This window comes from Arthrobacter sorbitolis (assembly GCF_054510995.1).
Map to the genome: position 1 here is coordinate 1 of NZ_JBTNDM010000010.1, position 25,460 is coordinate 25,460.

Here is a 25,460-nt window from a genome sequence, read left to right on the forward strand (position 1 = left end):
GTACTGCACCCGAGAGAGTGTGGGAGAGTAGGACACCGCCGGACAACCACTACAGGCAAGAGGCCCCACCACCGGTGGGGCCTCTTCCCCATTAACCACCCACCACCACCCGGTAGGGTCGATGCATGAGTAGCCTGTTCTCCCATCCTTCCGCCGCCGACGTCCCGGAGGTGCGGCCGGAGCTGACCGCCGTCGTGACGGTGCCCGCACCCGTCGACCATGCCTGGGCCGGGCTGACCGAGCACCTGCACCTCTGGTGGCCCGCCGATGAACTGAGCCGCTGGGGTGCTGACAGTTTCTTCGATCTCGAGGACAACGCACTGGTGGAGACATCGGCCGACGAGGACGAGAACGTCTGGGGCGAGGTGATGGACAGCCGGCCCGGACAGTGGCTCGAGCTGCGATGGACACACCTCGGGTCCGCCTCCACGACGGTGGTGCGACTGACGATGACCAGAGGCGGTGTGGCATCCCCGGGATCGGGCGGGGACGATCAGGAGACCGACTCCGGTCGGACCGGCACGACGCTCGCGCTCGTCCATCATGGGTGGTCGACCGTCGATCCGCAGGACCTCTACGAGTTCTACAGGGACTTCTGGCCCGACGCGCTGGCCTGTTACCGACGCTTCATGGGCGGGTCGTGATCGACGGCGCAGCGCTGGAAGAGCTGGTCGCAGCACTTCCAGGGCGCGTCTCGACGACACGTGAGGACCTGACACGATACTCGCGCGACCAGGGGCCGGTGCTGCAGGCAGTCCTGCCTGTCGCCGTCGTCCGTGCACGCTCCGTCGAGGACGTACAGACGCTCCTGCGATGGGCGACACGTCACGTGGTGCCGATCGTGAGTCGGGGTGCGGGATCCGGCGTCTCCGGTGGTGCGCACGCGACGACGGGCAGTGTCATCCTGTCCCTCGAACTGATGGACCGCATTCTCGAGATCAACGCCGATGACGAGACAGCCGTCGTCGAGCCCGGGGTGATCAACGCCGACCTCAACACCGCCGTCGCGCCGCACGGGCTCATGTATGCCCCGGATCCCGCGAGCTACCGGTGGTCCACGCTCGGCGGCAACGTCGCCACCAACGCGGGCGGGCTCCGCTGTGCGAAGTACGGGGTGACGCGCGACTCCGTGCTCGCCCTGGACGTCGTGCTCGCGGACGGCACCCTCATCTCGACCGGCCACAGGACGTTCAAGGGGGTCGCCGGCTACGACCTCACCGCGCTGATGACCGGCTCCGAGGGCACACTCGGCGTGATCGTCGGCATCACGGTGCGCCTTCGCTACCTCCCCCGATCCGTCCATACACTGGCCGCCTTCTTCGACGATTTCCCACGGGCGGCCGCGGGGGTCCTCGCCATCGGAAGGGCACGGGTGCAGCCGGCCATCCTCGAGCTGCTCGACGGACGGACGCTCGAAGCCCTCGATGGCGCCCACGGTTCCGACCTGCGGCGTCGCGGGGGCTCGCTGCTCCTCGTACAGACCGACGGGTACGGGGCCGGGGCGGAGGCGGAGGCGATCCGGAGGGTGCTCGTCGGGGTCGGCGCGACCGTCGACGAGGAGGGGTCGGACGAAGCGGAACGGCTCGTCGACCTGAGGCGTCACAGCAGGGGTGACGAGGTCGACGACCTGTACAGGGTGGGGGAGGACGTCGCGGTCCCGAGATCCCGGCTCGTGTCCTACGTGGCTGCCCTGGAGGACATGGCGCACCGCCACGACGTCAGGCTGAAGGTCGTGGCCCATGCGGGGGACGGCAATCTCCACCCGACCTTCTGGGTCGAGCGGAGCGAGGGGGAGCAAGCGCAGGAACGGCTGGAGAAGGCGCTGGACGAATCGGTGCGGTGCGCCCTCGATCTCGGTGGGACCATCACCGGTGAGCACGGTGTGGGCCAGTACAAGCGCCGGTGGCTCGCCTGGGAGCAGTCGCCGGAGGTCCTCGGGTTGCAGGCCCGGATCAGGGAGGTCTTCGACCCGTTGAACATCCTCAATCCGGGGAAGGCGATCGTCTCCTGATCGTTGCGCTGCCCCTCCCGATACGCGCTGTCGCCCAGTGATACTGTTCAGGAAATTGTCGGAAAATCTCTCCGACACTTCCACGACTTCCTTTGGGGGCACCATGACCGACAACGAGCCGGAATCGCAGGGCAGGACGCCCTACGGCCAACAGAACCAGCCGCAGTACGGCCAGAACCAGCCGCAGTACGGCCAGAACCAGCCGCAGTACGGCCAGAACCAGCCGCAGTCCGGCGAGCAGGGCACCCCCTACGGCCAGGGACAATCGCCCTACGGCCAGCAGGCACAGTACGGCTCCGGACCCGGCTATCCTGGGCAGCAGGGCTACCAGGGCCAGCCCGCGGATAACCCCGGCAGGACGCTCGGAATCGTCGGTTTCATCCTCGCCATCCTGATCGCCCCGGTCGGCCTGGTCATCAGCATCATCGCCTTCGTGCAGTCCCGGAAGGCGAAGATGGGCAACGGTCTCGCCCTCGCCGGCATCATCATCGGTGCACTGTTCACGATCCTCGGTGCGATCCTGATCGCCGTGATCGGCAGTTTCGCGGCGGATCTGACCCAGCAGGTCATCCAGGCGTGCGAAGGACTCCCGACGGGGACGCCCGTCACCGTGCAGGGCAACACGATCGAGTGCCCGTAACCTCACCGACGGAGAGGACCGGCAGCCCGTGGCTGCCGGTCCTTTCTGCTTGACCCCTAGTTGTCGTCGTACTCCGAGTCCTCGTCGATGCCGATCGTCCGGGCATCGGCCGTCAGCATGATCGCGGCCTCGTCGCGTCGGTGCCGCAGCTCGTCGTCGAGGTAGGATTGCACGGCCTCCGCCAGCGGGACGTTCCTGTCCTCGCGCTCCGACATGTACCACCGGTGCTCCAGCACCTCGTGGACCACCTGGGCCGGCTCCAGCTTCCCGCCCAACTCGCGGGGGACGGCCCGTACTATCGGCTCGAACACCTCGTTGACCCAGAGATGGGCGCTGAATTCCTCGTCGAGCTCCGGATCGCTGTCGGCCCTGTAGGCGTCCATGTCGTTCAGGAGACGCCGGGCCTGGTTCTCCTGGGCGTCGAGCCCGGTCAGCCGAAGGAGGCGGCGGCTGTGGTGTCCGGCGTCGACGACCTTGGGCTGCAACTGGATCTGGGTGCCGTTCGCAGCCGACCTGATCGCGTACTCCTCCACGTCGAACCCGAGCTCGTTCAGGCGCCGGATACGCGCACCCACCCGCCACCGCTCGCCGAGCTCGAAGGACTCCTGTTCCGTCAGTTCCGTCCAGAGGCGGCGGTAGCTGTCCATGATCAGCTCGCTCGTGGCGAGGGGATCCACCTTCTCCTCGATGAGTCCGCCCTCGGCGAGGTCCATCAGTTCGCCCGCGATGTTGACCCGGGCGATCTCGAGGTCGTACTCCCGCTGGCCGGTGGAGAGCTCCGGGTACAGTTCCCCCGTCTCGGCGTCGACCAGGTAGGCGGCGAACGACCCGGCGTCGCGCCGGAACAGCGTGTTCGAGAGCGAGACGTCGCCCCAGTAGAACCCGATGAGGTGCAGGCGGACGAGGAGCAGCGCCTGGGCGTCGATGAGCCGTGTCAGCGTGTCCCGCCGAAGGGTCTGCGAGAACAGGGCGCGATAGGGCAGCGAGAACTTGAGGTGACGCGTCACGAGGACGGGATCGAGGGCCTCGCCCTCCGGGGTGGTGCGGCCGGAGATGACGGCGACGGGTTCGACGCAGGGCACGTCGAGGCGCTGCAGCTTCCGCAGCATGTGGTACTCGTGGCGGGCGATGTGCTCGCTGGTCTCCTTCACGGCGATCACGGAGCCGCCGAGGTGGGCGAAGCGCACGATGTGCCGGGAGATACCGCGGGGGAGGGCCGCGAGGGCGCTGGCCGGCCACTGCTCCAGGGCGATGTGCCAGGGGAGGTCGAGGAGTTCAGGGTCCGTGGCCGCTGCGGTGATGTTCAGCGACCCCAGCGAGTCCGGACCGGCGGACGATGCGGGCTTCAGCCGCGGCAGCTTGCCGGTCTGGGCGTAGTCCGTCGGCTCGTCATGCCACTGGGCGTTCGAAGTCTCTGTCATGGTGCTGCCTTCGCGGTCGGGCGGGAAAGGGGATCCGGATCAAGCGTAGTTGCCGTTAAACGAAGCGGTGGCGTCCCCCGGGCTCCCGAGGGAGCCCGGCGGAGCCACCGCCGTCGTACGTGGTGCGCAGTACGCGCAGAAGCTAGACCGTCTCGGCCAGGCGGAGTCCGTTCGTGGTGTCGAACAGGTGCACGTGGCCCTGCTCGGGGCGCACGTAGACGCTGTCGCCCTTCATCGGCGGGCGGCGCCCGTCGACGCGGACGACCATGTCGTGGTCCTTGCCGTCCAGCGTGGTGTGGCCGTAGATGTAGGCGTCGGCACCCAGTTCCTCGACGACGTCGACCTCGACCTGCAGGCCTTCACCGGGATTGCTGAGGACGAGGTCCTCGGGGCGGACGCCGAGCGTGACGGTGTTGCCGGCCGCGGCGTTCAGGATGTCGCTGCGGACGGGGTAGGTGATGCCGCCGAAGACGACGCCCCCGTCGGTCACGGGCAGTTCCAGGAGGTTCATCGCGGGGGAGCCGATGAAGCCCGCCACGAAGACGTTCTTCGGGCGCTCGTAGAGGTTGCGCGGCGTGTCGACCTGCTGGAGGATGCCGTCCTTGAGCACTGCGACACGATCGCCCATCGTCATGGCCTCGACCTGGTCGTGCGTGACGTAGACCGTGGTGACGCCGAGGCGGCGCGTGAGCGAGGCGATCTGGGTGCGGGTCTGCACGCGCAGCTTCGCATCCAGGTTGGAGAGCGGCTCATCCATCAGGAACACCTGCGGGTTCCGCACGATCGCGCGGCCCATGGCGACACGCTGACGCTGGCCGCCGGAGAGGGCCTTCGGCTTGCGGTCCAGGTAGTCCTCGAGGTCGAGGAGCTTCGCGGCCTCACGGACGCGCTCGGCACGCTCCTCCTTGGAGACGCCGGCGATCTTGAGCGCGAAGCCCATGTTGTCGGCGACCGACATGTGCGGGTAAAGAGCATAGTTCTGGAAGACCATCGCGATGTCGCGATCCTTCGGGGGGACGTCCGTGACGTCGCGGTCGCCGATGAGGATGCGTCCGGAGTTGACGTCCTCGAGGCCGGCGAGCATGCGCAGGGAGGTGGACTTTCCGCAACCGGAGGGTCCGACGAGGACGAGGAATTCGCCGTCGGCGATGTCGATGTTGAGCTTGTCGACAGCGGGCTTCTCGGTGCCCGGGTACAGGCGCGTGGCCTGGTCAAACGTTACCGTTGCCATGGTTCTGATTCCTTTTCACGGGCAGGTACGTGCCCGACGATCCGTAGTGAATGGAAATATTCAGTTGTGGTGCGTGGTCGGCCAGCAGTACCGGTGGCTCGAGCCCACGTTTTCGTAGTATGACACGTTCCCTAGCCGCGTGCACCCGGTTCCCGCAGGGCGACCAGCGCCTGCAGCACGTCCGCGAAGTCCTCGGGCGTCGCGACGGTGAACCGCGCGGCGGTCTCGCCGGGGCCGATCCTGATACCGACGTCGTCCGGTCCCAGCGTGCGCTGCGCGTGCTCATCGGTGACGTCGTCGCCCGCGAAGAGGACTCCCGTCGCGCTCGTCGTCTCCCGGAGCAGGGCCAGCCCCTGACCCTTGTCCGCCTTGACGACCGCGATCTCCAGCACGCGCTTGCCGTCGGTGATGCTGAGGTCCCCCAGCCGCTGCAGTTCCGTCCGTGCCGCGGTGACGGCCGCCGTGGCGACGTCGTCAGCGGCGGTCCTGGTGTGGAGGACGACGCCGGCCGGCTTGAACTCGATGCGTGTCCCCTCGTGGGCGGCGACGGTCCGTTCCACGACGTCGACGGCGCGTGCAAGCAGCTCCTCCTGGTCGGCCGTCAGGGCGAGGGGGGCGCGGTCCGGCCCCGTCCAGGTCTCGGCCCCGTGGCTGCCGATCAGCATGGTCCGTGCGGGAGGGTCGGCGACGGCCCGCAGGCTGTCGAGGGCGCGCCCGGAGATCAGCGCCGTCGTCGTCCCGGGGAGGCCGGCCAGTGCGCGGAGGGCCGATGCCGCCGCGGGCAGCGCCCTGGCGTCCTCCGCCCGCTCGACGAGCGGGGCGAGCGTTCCGTCGAAGTCCACCGCCACGAGCAGATGCGGCGTCGACGCCAGGCGGCGGAGGGCGGCGTCGAGCTCCGCGTCACTCACTGTCATGGCTCCCCGACTGAAGGGCGCTGAGGAAGGCCTGCGACCAGCGTTCGACGTCGTTCTGGACCACCTGCCGCCGCATGAGCCGCATGCGGCGCATGGCCTCCGCCTTCGGCATGGTGATGGCCGACACGATGGCGGCCTTGAGGCCGTCGATGTCGTGCGGGTTCACGAGGATGGCCTGCCGGAGCGTGTCGGCGGCGCCTGCGAACTCGCTCAGGACGAGCATGCCCGTGTTGCCGGTGCGGGCCGCGACGTATTCCTTGGCCACGAGGTTCATGCCGTCACGCAGCGCCGTCACGAGCATCACGTCGGCAGCAAGGTAGAGCGCCACCATCTCCTCGACCGGGTAGCTGTGGTGGAGGTAGCGGATGGCGGTGTTCTTCATGGTGTCGTGGGTGCCGTTGATGCGGCCCACGGCTCCCTCGATGTCCTCGCGGAGGAGGCGGTACTGCTCCACGCGCTCGCGGCTCGGGCTGGCCACCTGGATGAGGGCGGCGTCCTCGACCGTGATGGCACCGTCCTCGAGCAGTTCGCCGTAGGCCTTCAGGCGGTGACCGATGCCCTTGGTGTAGTCGAGGCGGTCGACGCCGAGCAGGATGTGCTGCGGATCGCCCAGTTCCCGGCGGATCTCCTTCGAGCGTTCGATGACGTCCGGGCGGTGCGCCAGCTCCGTGATGGACGCGGTGTCGATCGAGATCGGGAACGCCTCGGCCCGCGAGACGTAGGCGGGGATCCCGTCGTCGCCGGCCGGTACGTGCACCTGCTGCGACTTGATGGTGTAGCCCTTGAACCGGCGCACGCAGCGGAGGAAGTTGCTGGCGTCGCTCGGGCGCTGGAAGCCGATGAGGTCGGCGCCGAGGAGTCCTTCGATGACCTGGCGGCGCCAGGGGAGCTGCGCGTAGATCTCGAGCGGCGGGAAGGGGATGTGGTTGAAGAAGCCGATCTTCAGGTCGGGGCGGGCCTGCCGCAGCATCTTGGGGACGAGCTGCAGCTGGTAGTCCTGCACCCAGACCGTCGCGCCCTCGGCCGCGACGGTCGCCGTGGCCGCCGCGAACCGCTCGTTGACCTTCCGGTAGGAATCCCACCAGGTGCGGTGGAACTCCGGGGACGCGATGACGTCGTGGTAGAGGGGCCAGAGGGTGGCGTTCGAGAAGCCCTCGTAGTAGAGCTCCACCTCCTCCGCGCTGAGCGGCACGGGCACGAGGCGCATGGTCGCTTCGTCGAAGGGCTCGAGGGTCTCGTCAGGAGCGCCGGGCCAACCGACCCAGGCGCCGTCGGCCTTCGCCATCACGGGCGCCAGCGCGGTCACGAGGCCCCCCGGGGAGCGCCGCCACGAACTCTCGCCGTGCTCGTCGACGACGCGGTCGACGGCGAGCCGGTTGGACACCACGATGAAGTCGTAGTCGCCGAACAGCCCCTCGGCTGCGGTGGGCGGTGTGACGCCGGGTGTGGTCGAAGGTTGTGGTGCGCTCAAAACTGGCTCCATCGCAGTAGTTTGGTCTCGTCATCGACTCTATCGGTTCGCACCGCCCACGGTCCGGCGTCTTGTGCCGGCGGAGATCCCGGACTGCCCCTCCCGCTGTTGCAGGGCGGTCCGCGGCTGATTTCCCGCGGTGCTGGTGCTGGGCTACCCTTAACGAGCGCTCGGCGTCCCCACCCACCACCGGTCGGGGGAACGACGGCGCCTGTCGGCTCCGGCCGGCTCGCCTCCTTAGCTCAGTTGGCCAGAGCACCGCTCTTGTAAAGCGGGGGTCGTCGGTTCGAATCCGACAGGAGGCTCCGAGAAGTCGGCGCACTCCGCCACCCTCCCCGGGGTCGCCCCGACGCCGGCGGTCGCCACGGTGACCCCGACGACGTGGCGCCGCCCTCACGATCCTGCCCTGAAGCGGTTCCTGTGGTCCTTCGCCAGGACCGCCTCCCGCGCCAGGCGCTGGAACGATCGTGCGTGGCGCCGCTGCTCGGCGGCGTCCTGCCTCCGGTGCAGGCTCGCGAGCTCGCGCTCCATCTTCCGGTAGCTCAGCCAGCGCCGCTCCTCCAGCGTGCCGGCCGCGAGAGCCGCCTGTACGGCGCAGCCCGGCTCGCGGTCGTGGGCGCAGTCGCGGAACCGGCAGTCGTCGAACAGCTCCTCGATGTCGCCGAAGACCTCGGACAGGCCGGTCTCGGCGTCCCACAGGGCGAAGCCGCGCAGCCCCGGGGTGTCCATCACCACGGAACCGTCACCGAGCGGCACCAGTTCGCGCGCCGTCGTCGTGTGCCGGCCCCTGCCGTCCCCGGCCCGCACCTCGCCGGTGTCCTGCCGGTGATCGCCCACCAGGGCGTTGATCAGGCTCGATTTGCCCGCGCCGGAGGGGCCGAGCAGGGCGAGGGTCTGCCCGATGCCGATCCGTGCCCGGAGGTCCTCGAGGCCGTCCAGGTCCTCGGCCGACGTCGTGAGCACCTCCACGCCGCGGGCACGCTCGACGGTCTCGGCGACGACGTCGTCAAACCGGGTACTGAGATCGGCCTTCGTCAGGATGACGAGAGGCATGGATCCCGAATCCCAGGCCGCGACGAGGGTCCGTTCGAGCCGGTTGGCCGACAGCGGCCGGTCGAGGGGGACGACGACGCCCAGCAAATCGATGTTCGCGCCGAGGGCCTGCGCCTCGGACAGCGGATCGTACGCGCGCTTGCGCTGGAGCAGGGATGACCGGGGCAGGCAGCCGAGCACGCTGCCACCGGGCCCGAGCGCTGCCCAGTCACCGGTGACGAGCGGTATCCCGTCGTCGAGGTGGACGATGCCGTGCCGCGACGCGACGAGCACGCGGCCACGATCCGCACGGATGACGCGGGCCGGTTCCGCGGGTGGCGGGTCGGGGAAGTGGAAGGAGAAGAGACCGCCGATGCGATCGGTGAAGCCGTACTGCTCGAGAGTGTTCAACGTGGGTCCTCCGGGGAGGCCTCCCGCGGCGCGCTAGGGCGCGGAAGCAGGGGAGGCGGGGTTCATGGGGGCGGCGCACAGCACAACGACACTGACCTTCATGACTCCACCTCCTTAGGCATCACCCCGGTTCGGGCAGCCGGAGGACACACATACTAGTCGCGTGCGGGACGGCGCGACTAGACCCGGAACGCCGGCAGCATGCGAAAATCGGGACATGGATCCGAACCCCACCGCAGCCGGCCCCGGGACGCCCGCGCCCAGGGCGGAGCACACCCGCCGCGCCCGCCGCAGCTCCGGCGTCGCCCTCGGCGTCACCGCGCTGCTGGCGAGCGCCCTGCTCACCGGATGCTCGCCCGACGGCGAGGTGATCGACGCCGACTACGCCAAGGTATGCCAGGACCGGAGCACCGAGGAGCGGGCCGAGGACGACCGGTGCAGCGAGAAGGGGGTGTCCTCCGGACTGTACGGCTGGTACTTCCTCGCGATGGGATCGGGCAGGAGGAGCATCCCGGCCGTCGGTGCGGGCCTCTCGGGCGGTACGACGTCCGTCCCGTCCGGTGCCACCTCGCGGTCGGGGGTGCGCCCCGACGGGGCGTCGTCGGTGTCGCGGGGCGGCTTCGGCAGCAGCAACGGCACCACGGGCGGCTGACATGAAGCGACGACCATCTCCCCGCCGGCCGGACTGGAGGGAGAAGATCGAGAGCGTGGGCCTCATCTACTCCACGACCATCAAGCCCGACGGCGACGCCATCGAGTACTGGAACGAGGACGCCTACTACGAGCTCGAGATGGACGAGGTGGAGGCCCTCGAGGCGGTCACCGAGGAACTGCACCGGATGTCCATCGAGGCCGCCCGCTATCTGGCCACAGGAGCGATGGGCACCCTCGGCATCGGCGCCGCGGCCATCAAGCTCGCCGCCGGGTCCCTGGCCCGCAGCGAGCCCGCCGTCTACGGCCGCTTCGACTTCGCCTACGACGGCGTCAACCCGCCGAAGATGCTCGAGTACAACGCCGACACCCCGACCGGCCTCGTCGAAGCGTCCATCGCCCAGTGGTACTGGCTGCAGGACGTCAAGCCCGAGAACGACCAGTGGAACGGCATCCATGAGGCCCTGGTCGCGGCATGGGACAAGCAGCGCGGCGGGATCGACGGTCCCCGGCTGCATGTCGCCCACACCGAGGTCGAGACGTCCGGCGAGGACTGGATGACAGCCGCCTACATGCGCGACGTCGCCTCGCAGGCCGGCTGGGAGACCGTCGGCATCAACATGGGCGACATCGGCTGGGATGCCCGTCAGCACCGCTTCGTGGACCTCGACGACAAGGCTGTCAGCACCATCTTCAAGCTGTACCCGTGGGAGCTGATGATGAAGGAGGAGTTCGGGCAGAAGATCCTCGACTGGCCCGTGATGACCCGGTGGTTCGAGCCCGCCTGGAAGATGTTCCTGTCGAACAAGGCGCTCCTGGCCGCCCTCTGGCACCTCTACCCGGACCACCCGAACCTGCTGCCCGCCTATCTCCACGGGCCGAACGGCATGGAGGAGTGGGTCGCGAAGCCGCTGCATGGCCGCGAAGGTGACAACATCCGCATCCACGCCAAGGGCGTCGAGATCGAGCAGCCCGGTGACTACGGCGCCGAGGGCTGGTGCTACCAGGCGTGGAGCCCGCTGCCCGACTTCGACGGCAACCGGCCCGTCCTCGGGTGCTGGGTGGTCGACGGCGAGAGTGTGGGCGTGGGCATCCGGGAGTCCGACGGCTACATCACCGACTACTTCTGCCGCTTCGTCCCCAACATCATCAACGCCCCCGCGCCCGCCGGCGGATAGCGGACCCCGTACTCAGGGGACGACGTCGGAGCCGACGACCTCGCGCACCTGCAGCCTCGGGGTAGCCGCGGAGGCATGGGCCGGAGCAGGCTTGCCGGGGAAGTCGAAGACCCCGAGGATGAGCTGCATCGGGTAGGCGATGCTCTGCCGTACCGTCCGGGTCGGAGTCCCGTCCACCGAGAAGCGGATCGTGTCCTGGTGCCAGTCGACGGCGTAGGTGTGCTTCCGCGCCACGTCGATCGGGGTCGGTGGGGCCGAGAAGTCCTGCCTGAGCCGCGGGTCGTCGAGGGCCTTCACCCCCTGCCCCACGGCCGCCGACCGGGAGCCGTCCGGCAGGGTCTCGACAGTGTCCCCGAAGACCTCCACGATGCAGATCTCACCGCAGTCCTCCGGCTCGCCCTCGAGCCCCACCAGCCACGCCGAGAACATCGCCCGCCGGGTCAGGTCCGCGCGGCACGTGACCTCGATGCGCCCGTAACGGGGGAGGTACCCCCAGAGGGGCTCCTGTTCCTCGCGGACCACGAGGCCGCTCCGGAAGGCCTGCTGACCGTACGCGCTGCCGACGGGGCCGGACCAGTTGGCGCTCTGCACGGCCGAGACGCGCAACGGCTCCCGATGCAGGTCGGGGCACCACAGGGCCTGGTGCGGAGGGATCGACAGGACCAGTCCCTCGTCGAGCTCGAAGGTCGCCGCCGACTCCGCCCGGGAGCTCCAGGCAGGCAGGTAGGCCGGCAGCCAGACGTCCTCGTCCAGGGTCCCACCGTCGAAACGTTCGCGGAAGTCGCTGTCCCGGTGTGCCATCCACCCCTCCTGGTGCGCTCTGCGGCATCCTACTGATCCGGGCCCGTCCCCGGCAGGGCGGTCCGTCGGGACGGGACTTTCGGCCCTAGCCGCCCCGCACTCCCTGACGTGGGATGGGGGGCAACGACGTCGCACCGCACGTAGCGCGCGGAGAGCGGGACCAACCGGCGGCGTCCCTGAGGTTCGAGGAGGATCCCCATCATGACCATGAGCACACTCTGGACCAGTATCGACCCCACCGTGCAGCAGTGGCTCCTGGACAACCCCGGCTGCGTCGTCCTGCCCCGGACGCTCGTCAACCGGGTGGAAGCCGCGACCGGTACGTCCATGACGGCCGACCGCCATGGGGAATACCTCCTGACCGAGGAGGATCTCCGGTTCCTGAAGGATCGGCGACGCGCCGCCACGGACCACACCTTCACGCCGGCCGGCGTCCGCAGGGACGAGCATGCCGACGCCCTCGACCGATGAGACAGGGCTTCAGGACGTCCCGGCTGGTGCGGCGGGCGGGCTCGCCGAGGGAGCGGGCGATGGATGCGCACCCGTCGGCCGGACGCCAGAAGCTCAAGGTCCTCGTCACCGCCGACCCCGACCTCGACAGCGTGCGGATCATCGTCCACGGATGCGTGTCACCGGTCAACATCCACGGCCTCGACCTGGTCGTCCGGCGGGCTGCGAGCCTGGCACCCAGGACGGATGTCACCCTCGATCTCGGCCACGCCCAGGCATGGGACTCGGTGAACGGTGATCTCGAGGCCGCCTCCTTCACCACGCGACTGGCCGCGGCGATGCCGGCAGGGACCGGCATCAGGCTGCAGGTGATCCCGCCCGGCGACTGAGCCGATCCGGACGCTGCGTCGGCGTCGCACCGAACTCCCGGCCCGCAGGGGGCCGGGAGCATACCCGTGGGTGTAGTCTCGGCTTCCACAGCGCGGGACGACGAAGCGCTGCGTTCCTGCAGGAGGTCCACGGGCCCCGCTGCAGCGATCAGGATGACCGGTCCTAGCGGCCACGGATGGCCGGACCCCTATCAGTCGGGGCGCGCCCCGGGCGACAGGACGGAATGTTCTGTGAACACACAGCCGCAGTACCTGCCACCGGGGACGCCGGCGCACTCCCCGACCGCCACCGGCATCGAGGACCTCCTCTCCGCCTTCGCCGCCATCGCGGACGACCTCGACCTCGACACCGTCCTCGAACGGGTCGTCTCGGCCGCCTGCCAGCTGGTCGACGCCCGGTTCGGGGCGCTGGGCGTCATCGGCCCGGACCGGATGCTGGGCCACTTCATCACCGTGGGCCTCGACGACGACGAGATCGGCAGGATCGGACTCCTCCCGCGAGGCCACGGCGTGCTGGGGCTGCTCATCACCGAGCCGCGGCCGGTCCGCCTCGCCGATCTCCGCCGGCACCCCCTCGCCTACGGCTTCCCGGCCGACCATCCCCAGATGACCTCCTTCCTCGGTGTCCCGATCCGCATCCACGACAGGGTCTTCGGGAATCTCTACCTGACGGAGAAGCGCGGGGGAGCGGACTTCTCCGACGCGGATGAGCAGCTCGTCGTCGCCCTCGCGTCCGCAGCCGGCGTCGCCATCGAGAACTCGCGGCTCTTCGACGAGTCGCACCGCAGGACCCGGTGGCTCGAAGGCGGGATCGATGCCGCCCGTGAACTCCTCGGGCGACACAGCGAAGCGGACAGTGACCACGAGCTGGTCGCCCGGCATGCACTCCACGCCTCCCAGAGCACCCTCGTGGTCGTCCTCCGGGACCTCGGCCACCACCGCGGCCTCATCTGCGAGGCCGCGGACGGCGTCGGAGCCGCGGCCCACCTCGGACGGCGCGCCAGGGGAGGCCCCGTCCTGCACGACCTCACGGCCTCCTCGCCTCCTGCCCTGATCACCGGACCGGACGTCGCGCTGGTGCTCCCCGGAACAGCGGCGGGGACGATCGACGCGGCCCTGTGCAGCAGGCTCCCCGGCGAACGCGAACGGCACTACCTCGTCATCGGGCGCGCCCCGGGCGCCACTGCGTTCTCCGACGTCGACCACGAGATGATGCGGTCCTTCACCTCCCACGTGTCGCTGGCCCTCGAACTGCTCCGGGCACACCGCCGGCGGGAGCAGGAGGCCGTGTTCGGTGACCGGGACCGCATCGCGCGGGATCTCCACGACGTGGTCATCCAGCGCCTGTTCGCGGCGGGCCTCAGCATTCAGACCCTCCGGAAATACACGGCCGACGCCCACGCGCTCGACCGCATCTCAGCGGTCACGACCGAACTCGACGCGACCATCCGGGAGCTGCGCGACACGATCTACTCCCTGCGGTCCGTCCCCCAGTCGGCCCCGAGCTTCACCTCGACCGTGTTCTCCCTCGTCGCCGACGCCTTCGACGGGCACGACCTCGAGCCGGTCCTCCACCTTTCCGGTCCGCTGGACTCCCTCGTGGAGGGGGAGCGGGCGGATCACCTGAGGGCCGTCCTCCGCGAGGGGCTCTCGAACGCGCTCCGGCATGCGGACGCGCAGGCCATCACCATCGCGCTCGGGGTCGCGGGCGGGCAGCTCGACCTGTCGATCGACGACGACGGCCGGGGCTTCTCGGAGCCCACCCGCGCCAGCGGACTCGCCAACATGAGGCGGCGCGCGGAACTCTGCGGAGGAACCATCTCCATCACCAGCACCCCCGGCTGCGGCACGCGCATCCACCTCGTGATGCCCGTCGACGTCAGGAGGACGGAGAGCGCGCAGGGCGGGAGATGAAGACGGCCGCCTGGGTACGGCGCTGGAACCCGAGTTTCGACAGCAGCGAGGACACGTAGTTCTTCACGGTCTTCTCGGCGAGGAAGAGCTCCGTGCCGATCTCCCTGTTCGTCAGTCCGGCTCCGACCAGCGCCAGCACCCGCTTCTCCTGGCTCGTGAGACCGGCCAGGCGCGGGTCCTCGCCGGACGCGTCCGACAGCCCGGCGACGATCCGTTCCCGGACCCCTGCCGCGAAGAGGGATCCGCCCCCGGCGGCCAGGCGTACCTTCTCGACGAGGTCGGATCCGAGGATCTCCTTCAGGATGTATCCCGCCGCCCCGGCCATGATCGCGCCGCGGAGCGCCTGATCGTCGTCATAGCTGGTCAGGATCACGCAGGCCAGCGACGGATCCACCGAACGGACGTCACGGCACACCTCGATCCCCGTGCCGTCCGGCAGCCTCGCATCGAGGATGGACACGTCCGGGCACAGGGCGGGGATCCGCCGCGCGGCTTCCTCCGCGGACCCGGACTCCCCGACGATCACGAAGCCCTCGTCCTCCAGCAGTTCGCGGAGCCCGCGGCGTACCAACTCGTGATCGTCGAGGAGGAACACCGAGACCTGCCGCTGTGCCGTGCTCTTTCCGATGCCGGGCATCTCCACACCTCCACGTCAGCAGGTCCGCGCCTGCGCTAGCAGGCTCCTGCGAACCATCATCACCCCGTCGGCGGTGCCCGGGGAGGGCCGAACGACCCTTCCCACTCCTCTGGGCGGGGTCCGGCCCCCGCGCTCGCGGCCCTGCACTCCGGGCCGTTCGGCCCTACCCCGGAACGGCCGGCGCTGCCACCATGGAGGAAGGAGAATGCTCGAGATTCAGGAGCAACCGTCATGCATTCTGGCCAGCGGGGCCTCGGGACCCCGACCGTCGAGCGGGTGGGCGCTGCGACATGACCGAGGGGATCGCCGGGACCACCCCCCGCAGGCCGGTCCTCGTCGGCTATGACGGGTCCGACGGGGCGAAGCGCGCCGTCCTCTGGGCCTCCCGGTACGCCGTCGCCGCACAGCTGCCCCTCGTGGTCGTGCACTGCTGGGCGTGGCCGTTCTTCACGCGTGATCTCGGTCCGGTGGCAGGCGTCGAGGACAGCGGCCTGCGCAGGGAAGCCGAGAGGGTCGTGGCCGAGGGGGAGGGCCTCGCCACCCGGGCCGAGCCCGACCTCCCGGTCAGCGCACGCCTCGTCGTCGGGTTCGCCCCCGAGACGCTGACGAGGCTCTCCGCGGGAGCATCGCTCCTGGTCACCGGGACGAGGGGATTCGGTGGTTTCGCCGAACTGCTGATCGGGTCGGTCAGCCTGCGCCTCGCCTCGAGTGCCTCCTGCCCCATCGTGGTCGTCCGGGAAGCCAGACCGACCTACGACACCGTCGTCGCCGCGGTGGACGGGTCACCGGCGAGCGACAGGGCGACGGCGATGGCCGCCGATCTCGCGCGGACGCTGCACAAGCGCCTGGTGCTGTTCCACGTGCGCGTGCACCGGCGGCGCAAGGCGGCCGGCCCGGCCGAGGGACGGGATCCTCTCCTCGAGCGGGCCGCCACCCTGCTGGGTGCGGCGGACGACCTGTCCGTGACGGAGGAGTCCGTGGCGGGCACCTCCGCCGCAGGACTCATCGTCCAGCGGTCCGCGACCGCCTGCTGCGTGATCCTCGGGGCCAGGGGCGGCAGCGTCCCGAAGGCGCGCCTCGGTTCCACCGTCCACGCTGTCCTCCACCACGCCAGGGAGAACATCGGGATCGTCCCGTGACGCCCCTTCGAGCGAGGATCCACCGGTGTGCTCACGCGCGCTGGTCGGGCCCCTGCGCCTCCACCTGCTCGGCCTCGGGTTCCTCCGTCTCCCCGGCCGACGCCGTCGGCCTCGGATCCGGGCGGTCCCGCTCGGGCCGGCCGCCCTTCCGGTAGGCGGGTGTGCCGACCGCCAGGACCACCGGCGTGAGTGCGGCCACGGCGAGCATCACGCACGCCATCGCGAGCGGGTCCCCGCCGAGGAGGCCGACGAACGGGCTGACCAGGCCGGCCACCCCGGACTGCAGGGCGCCGATGACGGCGGCGGCGGTGCCGGCCATGTGCCCGTCATCGTGCAGTGCGAGCACGGAGGCGTTCGCGGGGATCGGTCCTTGTGTCCCGAGGACCGGCCACAGGCCCGTGACGAGGCCGACGATGCCCCCGATACCGGTGAGGACGAGGGTGAGGAGGATCAAGGCGCACCCCAGCTGCACGATCACGGCCACCCGGAGCACCCGGATGGGGGCGGCGTGCCGGACCAGGGCCGCGTTGAGCTGCGCCGACCCGACGATCGCCGCACCGTTGAGCGCGAACACGGCGGCGAACGGACCCTGGCCGAGGCAGTACTCGTCCTGGAAGAACGGGGAGCCGACGACGCAGCTCATGATCACGGCGCGGCCGAGACCGGGGATCACCGCGAGGGCCAGGAAGTGCCGGTCGCGGAGCAGTGCGAGGTGACCAGCGGCGACCTGGCGCGGATCGCCCGAGCGCCGCTTCTCGCGGGGCGGGGACTCCGGCATGAAGCGCCACACGATCAGGACGAGCGCGAGCCCGATGAGCGCGAGCGCACAGAACACCGCACGCCACTGCCGGGCGCCCGCGATGGCCTGCCCGGGAGTCGGCGCGAAGGGGTGCCTCCTGGACCCACGACGGATCCTGGTCCCCGGTCAGCGCGGGGGCAGCCGGTGCGTCGTCACGTCGAGGCGGCCCGCGGCGAGGACGGCCGTCATGTAGGTGCAGTACGGCTGGCGGCGGCGGTCGGTGGGGGAGCCGGGATTGAGGAGCCGCAGCCCCGAGTCGGCGCGCGTGTCCCAGGGGATGTGGCTGTGCCCGAACACGAGGACGTCGACGTCGGGATGGAGCGCGGCCATGCGGGCCTCACGGCCCTGCTTCTGGCCGGTCTCGTGCACGACGGCGAGACGCACGCCCTCGAGCTCCGCCCTCGCGACGAGCGGCAGCCGGCGCCGGAGATCCGGGCCGTCGTTGTTCCCGTGACAGGCGAGCAGCCGGTGCGAGCGGGACTCCAGTTCGTCCAGCAGCGCCGGCTCCGTCCAGTCCCCGGCGTGCACGACGACGTCCGCCGACTCGATCGCGGCCCATACCTCCGCCGGGAGCCCCTTCGCGCGCCTCGGTAGGTGGGTGTCGGCGAGGAGCGTCAGGGTGAGGTCCATGGAGCCATTGTCCTGTGGCTGCGCGCCACCCCCTACGGATAGGTACTCGTGACAAGTCGAGGACCCTGTGCCATGCTTTCGTAAGCCCGCTTAGTAACAGGCGTGCGGGACGACGAGGAGGCCGTCATGCAGATCGACACGTCGCAGATCATCGACCTGCTGAAGAGCCAGGGCAGGCCCGATCAGGCCGATCAGGCGCGGTCCGAGCTCCCGGACCGGGTGGACCCGGAGCAGCATTCGGACCTCCTTGCGAAATTCGGTATCAACCCGAAGGACCTGCTGGGGAACATCCCCGGCCTCGGTGGTTTCGGCGGCTAACCGGTCCGGCGCCACGCGCCGTCGACGAGTGGAGGAGTCAGCAATGGATACAGGTCAAGTGGTGTGGATCATCGTCGGGATCGTGGTCCTCCTGGCGGTCATCGCCGTGGTGGCGCTCCTGGCGCGCAGGCGCGGCACTGCCCAGCGGCAGCGGCAGCAGGAGAAGGACCGGGAGCGCGCCGCGGAGATGCGGGAGCAAGCGAGGGCGACGGAGCTCGAGGCCCGCGAGCGCGAGGCCAAGGCCTCCATGGCGGAGGCCGAGGCGCAGCGGGCAGAGGTCGAGGCCGAGCGGCTTCGGCGGCAGGCCCAGGAGCGCCAGAACGATGCCCAGGGGCTGCGGGACAAGGTGACGCACCATGTCCAGGCGGCGGACGAGGTGGACCCGGACGTCACTCCGGACGGGGATCAGCACCGGGGCCACTGACCGCCGTCATGCCTGGCTGAAGGGAGTGCTCCGCGACGGAGCACTCCCTTCGTGCGTGACGGACCGGAACCGGTCGCGAAGACTCGGAGGGAAGCCCGCACGGGACCGTGCGGGATCGTGGTGGACAGGAGGCGGACGGATGGGTGAGGCGACGATCGTGGTCATCACGGGGGCATCGAGCGGTATCGGGCGGGCGACGGCGCGCCGCTTCGCGGAGGACGGCGCCCGGCTCGTCCTCGCCGGACGGGACGCGGACACGCTCGAGGCCGTCGCGGCGGAATGCCGGAGCCGGGGAGCGATGGCCATCGCCGTCCCGACCGACGTCTCCTCCGAGGCCGACGTCGACCGCCTCGCCGAGGCCGCCGTGGAGCGGTTCGGCGGTATCGACGTATGGGTCGGCAACGCCTCGCTGTACAGCTTCGGGACGTTCGAGCAGACGCCGTCGGAGGTCTTCGACCGGCTCATCGAGGTGAACCTGCTCGGCCAGGTGTACGGGGCCCGTGCGGCGCTACGGGTCTTCCGGCGCCAGGGCCGGGGTGTCCTCGTGTCCGTGGCGTCCGTCTACTCGAGGATCACCTCGCCCCTCGTGAGCCCCTACGTGACGAGCAAGTTCGGGCTCCTCGGGTTCCTCGAGGTGCTGCGCATGGAGTTGCGGGGCGCGCCCGGCATCCACGTCTGCGCCGTCCTGCCGGCCACGATCGACACCCCGATCCACCAGCACGCCGCGAACTACACGGGCCGCCCCGTGCGGCCGCTCCCGCCGGTCTCGGACCCGGTGCGCGTGGCACGGGCGATCGTCCGCGTCTCCCACAGGCCCCGGCGTCTCACCCAGGTGGGCCGCGTCCAGTCGCTGTTCGTCCATGCCCGTGCCCTGGCACCCGCCGTCTACGAACCGGTGGTCGCCCGTGCCTATGTCGCCCTGGCGCTCAGGAGCGGTTCGACACCCGCGGCTCCAGGCAACGTGTTCCGCGCCGATCGGGACGTCACCGGGGTGACGGGGGGATGGCGGCTGCTGCCATGGCTGCGGCGCACGCCCGGGAGCTGAAGCGGACAGGGGCCGGTCGGCGCAGCACGGGTCCGGATCACTGTCAATGTGAGCGACACGATAGCCGCGGCACGCAGCCCTGTTCCGCGGCACAGTGATAGTTGAGCTATGAACCAATGGCAGGGCCTCCTGGCGCAGTGCGCCCGGAGCATGGGCTTCGACCGCGGGCAGGGACGTGCGGCCTATGCGCTGCTCGGCGTCGGGATCTTCTGGGCCGTGGGGCTGTTCGGCGGACTGCGGATCCTCCATACCGCCTCCTCGCCGATGACCACCCTCGTCCTGCTGTACGTGATGCTGGCCGTCGTCGCACTCTCGCTCGTCATCGCGGCGGCCGCGGTGGCGGAACTCGGCCGGCATGCCGCGCAGAGGCGACGCCGCTAGGCGTCTTCGTCGCTGCCCCTGCGCGCCCGGTCGGTGACCGCGGCGGTGCGCCGGCGCAGCCGGCTCACGAGGCGCGGCCGCCCGTGTTCTCCTCGATCTCCGCATAGCGCCGTAGGAGGCCGGCGGCGCTGCCCGCGGGCTCCTGGTCGATGGCGCCCCGCATGGCGGCGAGCTTCACCGCACCGGCGGGGAGGGGCGGCAGCAGCGGGACGTCGGGGTCGGTCACCACGTCGAGGACGAACGGGCGGTCGGCGGCGAAGGCCCGCCGCCAGGCATCGGCGAGATCCTCCGGGTCCTCGACCCTCACGCCGTCGAGGCCGAGGAGCCGGGCATGGGCCGCGACGTCGACGGCGGGCAGTGCCTGACTGGCCTCGAACCGGGGTTCGCCCTCCATCTCGCGCTGTTCCCAGGTCACCTCGGCGAGATCGCCGTTCGAGAAGACGCACACGACGAACCGGGGATCGGCCCAGCCGCGCCACAACCCGGACACGGTCACGAGCTCGGCGAGACCTGCCATCTGCATGGCGCCGTCCCCGGCGAGCACGACGACGGGTCGGCCCGGGTGCGCCAGCTTCGCGGCGATGCCGTAGGGGACGCCGGCGCCCATGCAGCCCAGCGTGCTGGAGAGGTGGGCCGGGACCCCCCGTGGCAGCCGGAGCTGGCGCGCGTACCAGTAGACGCAGCTCCCGACGTCGACGGCGACCTGCGCGTCATTCGGCAGTGCGGCGTTGAGCTCGTACACGACACGCTCGGGATTCACGGGCACCGCGGGTGTCCTCGCGCGCTCCGTCGCGACCCGGTGCCATCGCCGCACCTGCTCCTCGACGTCCGCACGCCAGGAGCGGTCCTGCTGTCGGTGCAGGAGGGGAGACAGCGCGGTGAGGGTGGCCGCGGCGTCGCCGTTCACCGCGACCTCGACGGGGTACCGGTTCCCGATGGCCTTCGGGTCGATGTCGATCTGGACGGCACGCGCCTGTCCGGGCGCGGGGTAGTACTCGGTCCAGGGATCGTTGGAGCCGACGACGAGCAGCGTGTCGCAGTTGTCCATGAGGTACGCGCTCGCCGTCGTGCCGAGGTGGCCCATGGTGCCCGCGACGTGGGGGAGGGACTCGTCGACGAACGGCTTGCCCAGCAGGCTCGTCGTGATCCCCGCACCCAGCCGGTCCGCGATGGTGGCGACCTCCCGCTGTGCGTGCGCCGCGCCCTGTCCGACGAGCAGCGCGACCTTCCGCCCCGCGTTGAGCACCGCGGCGGCGTCGTGCAGGTCCGACTCCCTCGGTACCACGCATCCCGTGGACCACACGGGCGACGACGGCACCACGCCGTGCTCGTGCGGTGTCCCGGGTGCCGGCGCCTGCTGGACGTCGTGCGGGAGGATGACGACGGTGGGCGACCGGGTGGCGAGCGCCGACTTGAACGCCCGGTCGAGGACCATGGGCAGCTGCTCGGGGTTCGCGACCTGCTGGCAGAACGCGGACGCGACGTCCTTGAACAGGCCGAGGAGGTCGATCTCCTGCTGATAGGCGGATCCGAGCACGGTCTGGTGCTGCTGCCCGACGAGCGCCACGACCGGCACGCTGTCCATGCGTGCGTCGTACAGGCCGTTGAGGAGATGGACGGCACCCGGTCCCTGGGTCGCCGTCACCACGCCGATGCCGCCGGTGTACTTCGCGTGGGCCACGGCCATGAAGGCCGCGGCCTCCTCGTGCCGTGCCTGGACGAACGACGGCGCCCCTGCCCGGCGCAGCGCGCCGAGCAGGGGGTTGATACCGTCCCCGCTGTACCCGAAGATGCGGTCCACCCGCCATGCGGCGAGGCGGCGGACGACGAAGTCCGCCACGGTACCGGCTGTCGCGTCCCCTGCCATGTGCTAGGCCGTGCCCGGCAGGTCGGGGCTCGTGGGCCAGCGCAGGAGCGCTGCGACGGGCTTCGATCCGAGGGCGCCCGTCGGATAGAGGGTGACCTGCGCGTCGGTGAGGGCCGCCGCGCGGAGCAGGGCCGCCACGGCAGGGACCTCGCCCAGTACTCCTGCCCCCAGCGTCTCCGCTTCCGACGTCGCGATCCACGGTGCCGCATCGAGTGCCAGGAGCGTCTCGCCGTCCCAGGCCGGGGTCTCGAGGAGCAGGGACTCGACCTGGGCCTGCTGGAGGGCGGCGATCACCGGAGCGCGGCCCACGGCGGCCGTGCCCGTTCCCTGGCCCGCCTTCTCGGACAGGCGTTCCAGGAGCGCGTGCTGGTGGTCGGCCATCGTGCGTGCCACGAGCAGTTGGACCTCGCGGCGGAAGCTCTCCTCGTCGGCGCCGGCCGCGCGCGTGTTCGCCTCGATGACGGCGAGCCTGGCGCGGGACTCGTGCGACACCTGGTCGGCCACGAGCTGCCGGGCGCGGATGTCCCCGGCCAGGACGATGAGCTGCGCGCGGTGTCGGGTGGAGATGCGGTCGATCTCCGCGGCGACCTCACCGGCGTTCATCTTCCACACCTTCTCGGCGTGTCCCTGCAGGCGCCTGTGGCCCCACCCGCCACCGGGCAGCTTGCGGGTGTTGTCGGTGTCGCCCTCGATCACGGCGCCGGGGTCCCCGGTCCTGAGGTGCGCGCCGTCGCCGTCCGCAGAGCGGAGGTAGATCTCCCCGCCATGGTGGCCCACCTCCGCCACGACGTAGGCGAAGTCGTCGGGAGTGTGCCGCATCAGGGGGGTGAGGTCGGGAACGGGGCCGACGGCCGTCACGGCGGGCCCGACGAGGGTGCCGGGGAGGAACTCGTCGACGACCGCCCGCCCGTCGTTCACGAGGACGTAGCGCGCCACCGGGTCCGGCAGTCCCCTGGCGCTGGTGCCGAGTGCGGCGGCCGCGGCCTCGACGTCCCGCGCGGGGGCGCCCGCGCCCTCCAGCTCCTTCGAGACGCTCCGGGGGAGGGCGTCGTTCCGCACCAGGCCGTCGACGGTGCCGGTGCTGCCGTCCACGTAGATGGTGGTCCATGGGCCGGACAGCTCGAACAGGTGCGCGTGGTCTTTGAGCAGGTGCGTCACGAGGATCCCCTGTCGTGTCAGTGGTGCTGTTCCCGGGGCGGAGGTCCGTGCCCGGAGGAGGATCCTTATGGTCTACCACCGGGGAAGGGGGTCGAGGAGATCCGATCCGTCCGCTGCGGGGCTTGAAAAACACTCGGCAGCCATGGGTGGGGGCGGGTAGCGTGAGGTCATGCTCACCGTTCCCGAGAACCTCCCTCCCGCCTACATCACCTTTCTCGAGGCCCAGGACGAGGGCTTCGCAGAGACCGTCCTGATGGTCATGAAGCAGTCCGTCGCCGAGGGCAAGTACGGCATCCTGGTCAGCAGCCACGCCGTGGACCGGCAGGCCGAACTGTCGCAGGAGGTCCCGTTCGGCGAGGTCGTCGAAGGTACGCGCTGAACCCCGGCCCCTGAACCCGGTCGTCGGCCCCGGCCCCTGGACGCACGGGCGCGTGGCCCGGAGGCCGGCGCCCGTGGATGCCTGGCGGGTGGGAGTGGCTCCTAGGACCCGCCGTCCTGGTCGTCGGAGTCCGCGCCCTCGGCAGGATCTTCGGCATGTACCCGGATGGTCTCCGGCGCGGCGTCCGTATCGCCTTCCGCGGGAGCCTCGGTGTGGGTGCGGTCGTGGTCGCCGGGATTCTCTGACATGCGCTCGTCCTTTCGGTTGCGGGGAAGGTAAGCCCCCTTACGGTCAGTCTACGGACCGGCCGTCGCGAGCATAACCCGCACCTTCGGCGTGACGCAGGCTCTTCAGCATGCTTACGATCAGTCCATGGAAGCCCCAGGGGACACCGCCTCCCGACCCGTCGATCGTGCCCTCCCGATCGTGGCATCGGCAGGCGTCGGGCTGCTGTCGCTCGGCCTCGGAGCAGCCGTGCATGCGCTCTCCGGCGGCGTGCTGCCGAGCGCCCCCGTCCTCGGCGGCCTCGCGGCGCTCGCCGTCCTGGCGGCCACCCTCGTGGCGCGGGCCCGGCTACCCGGCTGGGCCGTGCTGCTGCTGCTCGGTGCAGCGCAGCAGATGCTCCACTGGCTATTCGGCGGCCTCGGGGCGGCGCCGTCGTCGACGGTCCCCGCCACCGGGGTGCACCACGGCGGGGAGGTGCCGGTCGGGTCGGGCGCCGGCCAGGGCCACTCGCCCGAGGTCATGCTGATGCTCCACACCCACCTCGCGGCGGCGCTCCTGATCGCCTGGGTGGTCGCACAGTGTCCACGCCTGCGCGACCGGCTGGTCCGCCGTGGCCCCGGTGCGCCTGCCCCGCACAGGGACGGGACACACGAAGGCGCCCCCGTCGCCTGACGGGAGCGCCTTCCGGGCGGTCGAGCGGTGGACTAGCTGGCGTCGACCGAGCCGTCGTAGAACGGGTAGTCGGTATAGCCCTCGGCCCCGGTCGAGTAGAACGTCGCCGGGTTCGGCTCGTTCTCCGGCAGGTTCTCGCGCCAGCGACGCGCCAGGTCCGGGTTGGCGATGGCGGGACGGCCGACGACGACCGCGTCTCCGACGCCGTCCTCGAGGATGGCGATGGCTTCCTCACGGTTGGTGATCACACCGAAGCCGCTGTTGATCAGCACGGGTCCGCCGAAACGCTTCCGCAGGTCCTGGATCAGCTCGCCGGTGGGGTCGGCGTGCAGCACGCTGAGGTAGGCGAGGCCCAGGGGCGACAGGGCGTCCACGAGTGTCCCGTACGTGGCCGCGACCTCGGAAGCCTCCGTCTCGAGGGCGTCCTGGATGTTGTGGGCGGGCGAGATGCGCAACCCGACCTTCTCTGCGCCCACCTCGGCCACGACGGCTGTGACGAGGTCGACGACGAACCGGGCCCGCTTCTCCGGGGTGCCGCCGAAGGCATCCGTCCGCTGGTTCGATTCCGGGGACAGGAACTCGTGCAGCAGGTAGCCGTTGGCGCCATGGAGTTCCACTCCGTCGAAGCCCGCGTCGTCGATCGCCCGGCGTGATGCCGTGACGAACTCCTCGATGATGACGGGGAGCTCCTCGGTGGTGAGGGCGTGCGGGACGGGGTAGGGCTGCTTGCCCGTGCTGGTGCGCGTGGTGCCGTCGATCGCGATGGCGCTCGGGGCCACGACCTCGTAGCCGCCGTTGGTGTCCGGGTGGGTGACGCGGCCGGCGTGCATCACCTGTGCCACGATGCGCCCGCCGTCGGCGTGCACCGCATCCGTGACCCGCTTCCAGCCGGCGAGCTGCTCGTCCTCGACGAGGCCCGGCTGGCCCGGGAAGCCCTGGCCGGCGTGGCTGGGGTAGGTCCCCTCGCTGACGATCAGGCCGAGGGATGCGCGCTGGCGGTAGTGCTCGACGACGATGTCGCCGGGGATGCCGGCATCGCCCGAGCGCACCCGGGTGAGCGGCGCCATGACGACGCGGTTGGGGAGTTCGAGCGTGCCGAGGGTCAGGGGGGAGAACAGCTTCACGAGGCCTACTTTCCGTGGGAGTTTACTACTGGGCGGTAACCGGGCCGGAGCGACGGCTATTCCGGGTGTGGGCCGAGTCACGCCCCGTAGGCCGGCCGGCAGGATCGCCGCGCGGTGTTCCAGGAGGGGATGTCGCCCGGGCGACGGT

At 70.6% G+C, this 25,460-nt stretch carries 28 protein-coding genes and 1 tRNA gene; 16 read left to right on the plus strand and 13 right to left on the minus strand.

What is annotated here, in order from left to right:
• Window positions 1-125 precede the first annotated feature (125 nt).
• The 3 genes from ACX80K_RS14595 to ACX80K_RS14605 all read left to right on the plus strand — a co-directional run bounded on the left by ACX80K_RS14595 (window position 126) and on the right by ACX80K_RS14605 (window position 2,651).
• Window positions 126-644 carry an SRPBCC family protein gene (locus ACX80K_RS14595; protein ID WP_459272618.1) on the plus strand — a complete coding sequence of 173 codons (519 nt, stop codon included), beginning with the start codon at window positions 126-128 and terminating at the stop codon, window positions 642-644.
• Window positions 641-2,011, plus strand: a complete 1,371-nt coding sequence (locus ACX80K_RS14600) for an FAD-binding oxidoreductase (protein WP_459272619.1) — start codon at window positions 641-643, stop codon at window positions 2,009-2,011. Before ACX80K_RS14595 ends, ACX80K_RS14600 begins: the two co-directional genes overlap by 4 nt.
• A gap of 103 nt (window positions 2,012-2,114) precedes the next feature.
• A complete protein-coding gene (locus tag ACX80K_RS14605) occupies window positions 2,115-2,651 on the plus strand; it encodes a DUF4190 domain-containing protein (RefSeq protein ID WP_459272620.1) in 537 nt (178 codons plus the stop codon).
• A 56-nt stretch (window positions 2,652-2,707) separates the two neighbouring features.
• Here ACX80K_RS14605 and ACX80K_RS14610 read toward each other — a convergent pair whose 3' ends face one another.
• The 4 genes from ACX80K_RS14610 to ACX80K_RS14625 all read right to left on the minus strand — a co-directional run bounded on the left by ACX80K_RS14610 (window position 2,708) and on the right by ACX80K_RS14625 (window position 7,700).
• Window positions 2,708-4,072 (minus strand): DUF4032 domain-containing protein, encoded by a 1,365-nt coding sequence (locus ACX80K_RS14610; protein ID WP_459272621.1) that lies wholly within the window; start codon window positions 4,070-4,072, stop codon window positions 2,708-2,710.
• 142 nt (window positions 4,073-4,214) lie between these two features.
• On the minus strand, window positions 4,215-5,303 hold the full coding sequence (locus ACX80K_RS14615) for an ABC transporter ATP-binding protein (RefSeq protein ID WP_104181040.1): 1,089 nt from the start codon (window positions 5,301-5,303) through the stop codon (window positions 4,215-4,217).
• Window positions 5,304-5,434: 131 nt separating this feature from the next.
• Window positions 5,435-6,217 (minus strand): trehalose-phosphatase, encoded by a 783-nt coding sequence (gene otsB, locus ACX80K_RS14620; RefSeq protein WP_459272622.1) that lies wholly within the window; start codon window positions 6,215-6,217, stop codon window positions 5,435-5,437.
• Window positions 6,204-7,700, minus strand: coding sequence for an alpha,alpha-trehalose-phosphate synthase (UDP-forming) (locus ACX80K_RS14625; RefSeq protein ID WP_459272623.1), 1,497 nt, complete (start codon window positions 7,698-7,700; stop codon window positions 6,204-6,206). Before ACX80K_RS14625 ends, otsB begins: the two co-directional genes overlap by 14 nt.
• 219 nt (window positions 7,701-7,919) lie before the next feature.
• Here ACX80K_RS14625 and ACX80K_RS14630 point away from each other — a divergent pair.
• Window positions 7,920-7,993 (plus strand) — tRNA-Thr (locus ACX80K_RS14630).
• Between the two features lie 88 nt (window positions 7,994-8,081).
• Here ACX80K_RS14630 and rsgA read toward each other — a convergent pair.
• Window positions 8,082-9,131, minus strand: coding sequence for a ribosome small subunit-dependent GTPase A (gene rsgA, locus ACX80K_RS14635; protein ID WP_459272624.1), 1,050 nt, complete (start codon window positions 9,129-9,131; stop codon window positions 8,082-8,084).
• 217 nt (window positions 9,132-9,348) lie between these two features.
• On the opposite strand from rsgA, the gene ACX80K_RS14640 reads away from it, so the two are divergent.
• Both ACX80K_RS14640 and ACX80K_RS14645 read left to right on the plus strand, forming a co-directional pair.
• The gene (locus tag ACX80K_RS14640; protein WP_459272625.1) at window positions 9,349-9,783 is read left to right on the plus strand and encodes a tRNA-dihydrouridine synthase; all 435 of its coding nucleotides are present in this window, start codon (window positions 9,349-9,351) and stop codon (window positions 9,781-9,783) included.
• Between the two features lies 1 nt (window position 9,784).
• Window positions 9,785-10,960, plus strand: coding sequence for a glutathionylspermidine synthase family protein (locus ACX80K_RS14645; RefSeq protein ID WP_459272626.1), 1,176 nt, complete (start codon window positions 9,785-9,787; stop codon window positions 10,958-10,960).
• A gap of 12 nt (window positions 10,961-10,972) precedes the next feature.
• Here ACX80K_RS14645 and ACX80K_RS14650 read toward each other — a convergent pair whose 3' ends face one another.
• On the minus strand, window positions 10,973-11,761 hold the full coding sequence (locus tag ACX80K_RS14650) for a glycoside hydrolase family 16 protein (RefSeq protein ID WP_459272627.1): 789 nt from the start codon (window positions 11,759-11,761) through the stop codon (window positions 10,973-10,975).
• Window positions 11,762-11,962: 201 nt separating this feature from the next.
• Here ACX80K_RS14650 and ACX80K_RS14655 point away from each other — a divergent pair, with 201 nt between their 5' ends.
• From ACX80K_RS14655 to ACX80K_RS14665, 3 genes are all read left to right on the plus strand, one after another.
• A complete protein-coding gene (locus tag ACX80K_RS14655) occupies window positions 11,963-12,232 on the plus strand; it encodes a hypothetical protein (RefSeq protein WP_459272628.1) in 270 nt (89 codons plus the stop codon).
• A 59-nt stretch (window positions 12,233-12,291) separates the two neighbouring features.
• Window positions 12,292-12,600, plus strand: a complete 309-nt coding sequence (locus ACX80K_RS14660; protein WP_459272629.1) for a hypothetical protein — start codon at window positions 12,292-12,294, stop codon at window positions 12,598-12,600.
• A gap of 231 nt (window positions 12,601-12,831) precedes the next feature.
• Window positions 12,832-14,514, plus strand: a complete 1,683-nt coding sequence (locus ACX80K_RS14665) for a GAF domain-containing sensor histidine kinase (RefSeq protein ID WP_459272630.1) — start codon at window positions 12,832-12,834, stop codon at window positions 14,512-14,514.
• Here ACX80K_RS14665 and ACX80K_RS14670 read toward each other — a convergent pair.
• Window positions 14,480-15,151, minus strand: a complete 672-nt coding sequence (locus tag ACX80K_RS14670; RefSeq protein WP_459272631.1) for a response regulator — start codon at window positions 15,149-15,151, stop codon at window positions 14,480-14,482. The genes ACX80K_RS14665 and ACX80K_RS14670 overlap by 35 nt on opposite strands.
• A gap of 290 nt (window positions 15,152-15,441) precedes the next feature.
• On the opposite strand from ACX80K_RS14670, the gene ACX80K_RS14675 reads away from it, so the two are divergent.
• A complete protein-coding gene (locus tag ACX80K_RS14675; protein ID WP_459272632.1) occupies window positions 15,442-16,290 on the plus strand; it encodes a universal stress protein in 849 nt (282 codons plus the stop codon).
• Between the two features lie 31 nt (window positions 16,291-16,321).
• On the opposite strand, the gene ACX80K_RS14680 is transcribed toward ACX80K_RS14675, so the two are convergent.
• Both ACX80K_RS14680 and ACX80K_RS14685 read right to left on the minus strand, forming a co-directional pair.
• Window positions 16,322-17,203, minus strand: coding sequence for an MFS transporter (locus ACX80K_RS14680; protein WP_459272702.1), 882 nt, complete (start codon window positions 17,201-17,203; stop codon window positions 16,322-16,324).
• Between the two features lie 12 nt (window positions 17,204-17,215).
• Entirely contained in the window at window positions 17,216-17,719 is a 504-nt protein-coding gene (locus ACX80K_RS14685) for a metallophosphoesterase family protein (RefSeq protein ID WP_459272633.1), read from the minus strand.
• A 126-nt stretch (window positions 17,720-17,845) separates the two neighbouring features.
• Here ACX80K_RS14685 and ACX80K_RS14690 point away from each other — a divergent pair, with 126 nt between their 5' ends.
• From ACX80K_RS14690 to ACX80K_RS14705, 4 genes are all read left to right on the plus strand, one after another.
• Window positions 17,846-18,037, plus strand: a complete 192-nt coding sequence (locus ACX80K_RS14690; protein ID WP_459272634.1) for a hypothetical protein — start codon at window positions 17,846-17,848, stop codon at window positions 18,035-18,037.
• 43 nt (window positions 18,038-18,080) lie between these two features.
• Entirely contained in the window at window positions 18,081-18,461 is a 381-nt protein-coding gene (locus tag ACX80K_RS14695; RefSeq protein WP_459272635.1) for a hypothetical protein, read from the plus strand.
• A gap of 139 nt (window positions 18,462-18,600) precedes the next feature.
• A complete protein-coding gene (locus ACX80K_RS14700; protein WP_459272636.1) occupies window positions 18,601-19,506 on the plus strand; it encodes an SDR family oxidoreductase in 906 nt (301 codons plus the stop codon).
• A gap of 108 nt (window positions 19,507-19,614) precedes the next feature.
• A complete protein-coding gene (locus tag ACX80K_RS14705; protein ID WP_459272637.1) occupies window positions 19,615-19,887 on the plus strand; it encodes a hypothetical protein in 273 nt (90 codons plus the stop codon).
• A 64-nt stretch (window positions 19,888-19,951) separates the two neighbouring features.
• Here the strand turns inward: ACX80K_RS14705 and ACX80K_RS14710 are convergent, their stop codons facing one another.
• Together ACX80K_RS14710 and ACX80K_RS14715 are read right to left on the minus strand one after the other, a co-directional pair.
• Entirely contained in the window at window positions 19,952-21,754 is a 1,803-nt protein-coding gene (locus tag ACX80K_RS14710) for a thiamine pyrophosphate-requiring protein (RefSeq protein WP_459272638.1), read from the minus strand.
• 3 nt (window positions 21,755-21,757) lie between these two features.
• On the minus strand, window positions 21,758-22,912 hold the full coding sequence (locus tag ACX80K_RS14715; protein WP_459272639.1) for a baeRF2 domain-containing protein: 1,155 nt from the start codon (window positions 22,910-22,912) through the stop codon (window positions 21,758-21,760).
• 169 nt (window positions 22,913-23,081) lie between these two features.
• Between ACX80K_RS14715 and ACX80K_RS14720 the strand changes: the two genes are divergently transcribed.
• Window positions 23,082-23,291: a hypothetical protein gene (locus ACX80K_RS14720; RefSeq protein WP_459272640.1), complete on the plus strand. Its 210-nt coding sequence runs from the start codon at window positions 23,082-23,084 to the stop codon at window positions 23,289-23,291.
• A 101-nt stretch (window positions 23,292-23,392) separates the two neighbouring features.
• On the opposite strand, the gene ACX80K_RS14725 is transcribed toward ACX80K_RS14720, so the two are convergent.
• Complete coding sequence (locus ACX80K_RS14725) at window positions 23,393-23,539, minus strand: hypothetical protein (protein WP_459272641.1); 147 nt, start codon at window positions 23,537-23,539, stop codon at window positions 23,393-23,395.
• Window positions 23,540-23,663: 124 nt separating this feature from the next.
• Here ACX80K_RS14725 and ACX80K_RS14730 point away from each other — a divergent pair, with 124 nt between their 5' ends.
• Window positions 23,664-24,188: a hypothetical protein gene (locus ACX80K_RS14730; protein WP_459272642.1), complete on the plus strand. Its 525-nt coding sequence runs from the start codon at window positions 23,664-23,666 to the stop codon at window positions 24,186-24,188.
• Window positions 24,189-24,220: 32 nt separating this feature from the next.
• Here ACX80K_RS14730 and ACX80K_RS14735 read toward each other — a convergent pair whose 3' ends face one another.
• Complete coding sequence (locus ACX80K_RS14735; protein WP_459272643.1) at window positions 24,221-25,312, minus strand: alkene reductase; 1,092 nt, start codon at window positions 25,310-25,312, stop codon at window positions 24,221-24,223.
• Window positions 25,313-25,460: the final 148 nt, after the last annotated feature.

Excerpts from the sequence above, each read along its gene's own strand:
- otsB (WP_459272622.1), bottom strand. The coding sequence starts at position 6,217 with ATGACAGTGAGTGACGCGGAGCTCGACGCCGCCCTCCGCCGCCTGGCG.
- ACX80K_RS14725 (WP_459272641.1), bottom strand. The coding sequence starts at position 23,539 with ATGTCAGAGAATCCCGGCGACCACGACCGCACCCACACCGAGGCTCCC.
- ACX80K_RS14720 (WP_459272640.1), top strand. The coding sequence starts at position 23,082 with ATGCTCACCGTTCCCGAGAACCTCCCTCCCGCCTACATCACCTTTCTC.
- ACX80K_RS14705 (WP_459272637.1), top strand. The coding sequence starts at position 19,615 with ATGAACCAATGGCAGGGCCTCCTGGCGCAGTGCGCCCGGAGCATGGGC.
- ACX80K_RS14685 (WP_459272633.1), bottom strand. The coding sequence starts at position 17,719 with ATGGACCTCACCCTGACGCTCCTCGCCGACACCCACCTACCGAGGCGC.
- ACX80K_RS14700 (WP_459272636.1), top strand. The coding sequence starts at position 18,601 with ATGGGTGAGGCGACGATCGTGGTCATCACGGGGGCATCGAGCGGTATC.
- ACX80K_RS14650 (WP_459272627.1), bottom strand. The coding sequence starts at position 11,761 with ATGGCACACCGGGACAGCGACTTCCGCGAACGTTTCGACGGTGGGACC.
- ACX80K_RS14670 (WP_459272631.1), bottom strand. The coding sequence starts at position 15,151 with ATGCCCGGCATCGGAAAGAGCACGGCACAGCGGCAGGTCTCGGTGTTC.
- ACX80K_RS14660 (WP_459272629.1), top strand. The coding sequence starts at position 12,292 with ATGGATGCGCACCCGTCGGCCGGACGCCAGAAGCTCAAGGTCCTCGTC.
- ACX80K_RS14690 (WP_459272634.1), top strand. The coding sequence starts at position 17,846 with ATGCAGATCGACACGTCGCAGATCATCGACCTGCTGAAGAGCCAGGGC.
- ACX80K_RS14595 (WP_459272618.1), top strand. The coding sequence starts at position 126 with ATGAGTAGCCTGTTCTCCCATCCTTCCGCCGCCGACGTCCCGGAGGTG.
- ACX80K_RS14610 (WP_459272621.1), bottom strand. The coding sequence starts at position 4,072 with ATGACAGAGACTTCGAACGCCCAGTGGCATGACGAGCCGACGGACTAC.
- ACX80K_RS14625 (WP_459272623.1), bottom strand. The coding sequence starts at position 7,700 with ATGGAGCCAGTTTTGAGCGCACCACAACCTTCGACCACACCCGGCGTC.
- ACX80K_RS14675 (WP_459272632.1), top strand. The coding sequence starts at position 15,442 with ATGACCGAGGGGATCGCCGGGACCACCCCCCGCAGGCCGGTCCTCGTC.
- ACX80K_RS14615 (WP_104181040.1), bottom strand. The coding sequence starts at position 5,303 with ATGGCAACGGTAACGTTTGACCAGGCCACGCGCCTGTACCCGGGCACC.
- ACX80K_RS14730 (WP_459272642.1), top strand. The coding sequence starts at position 23,664 with ATGGAAGCCCCAGGGGACACCGCCTCCCGACCCGTCGATCGTGCCCTC.
- ACX80K_RS14695 (WP_459272635.1), top strand. The coding sequence starts at position 18,081 with ATGGATACAGGTCAAGTGGTGTGGATCATCGTCGGGATCGTGGTCCTC.
- ACX80K_RS14645 (WP_459272626.1), top strand. The coding sequence starts at position 9,785 with ATGAAGCGACGACCATCTCCCCGCCGGCCGGACTGGAGGGAGAAGATC.
- ACX80K_RS14605 (WP_459272620.1), top strand. The coding sequence starts at position 2,115 with ATGACCGACAACGAGCCGGAATCGCAGGGCAGGACGCCCTACGGCCAA.
- ACX80K_RS14655 (WP_459272628.1), top strand. The coding sequence starts at position 11,963 with ATGACCATGAGCACACTCTGGACCAGTATCGACCCCACCGTGCAGCAG.
- ACX80K_RS14710 (WP_459272638.1), bottom strand. The coding sequence starts at position 21,754 with ATGGCAGGGGACGCGACAGCCGGTACCGTGGCGGACTTCGTCGTCCGC.
- ACX80K_RS14640 (WP_459272625.1), top strand. The coding sequence starts at position 9,349 with ATGGATCCGAACCCCACCGCAGCCGGCCCCGGGACGCCCGCGCCCAGG.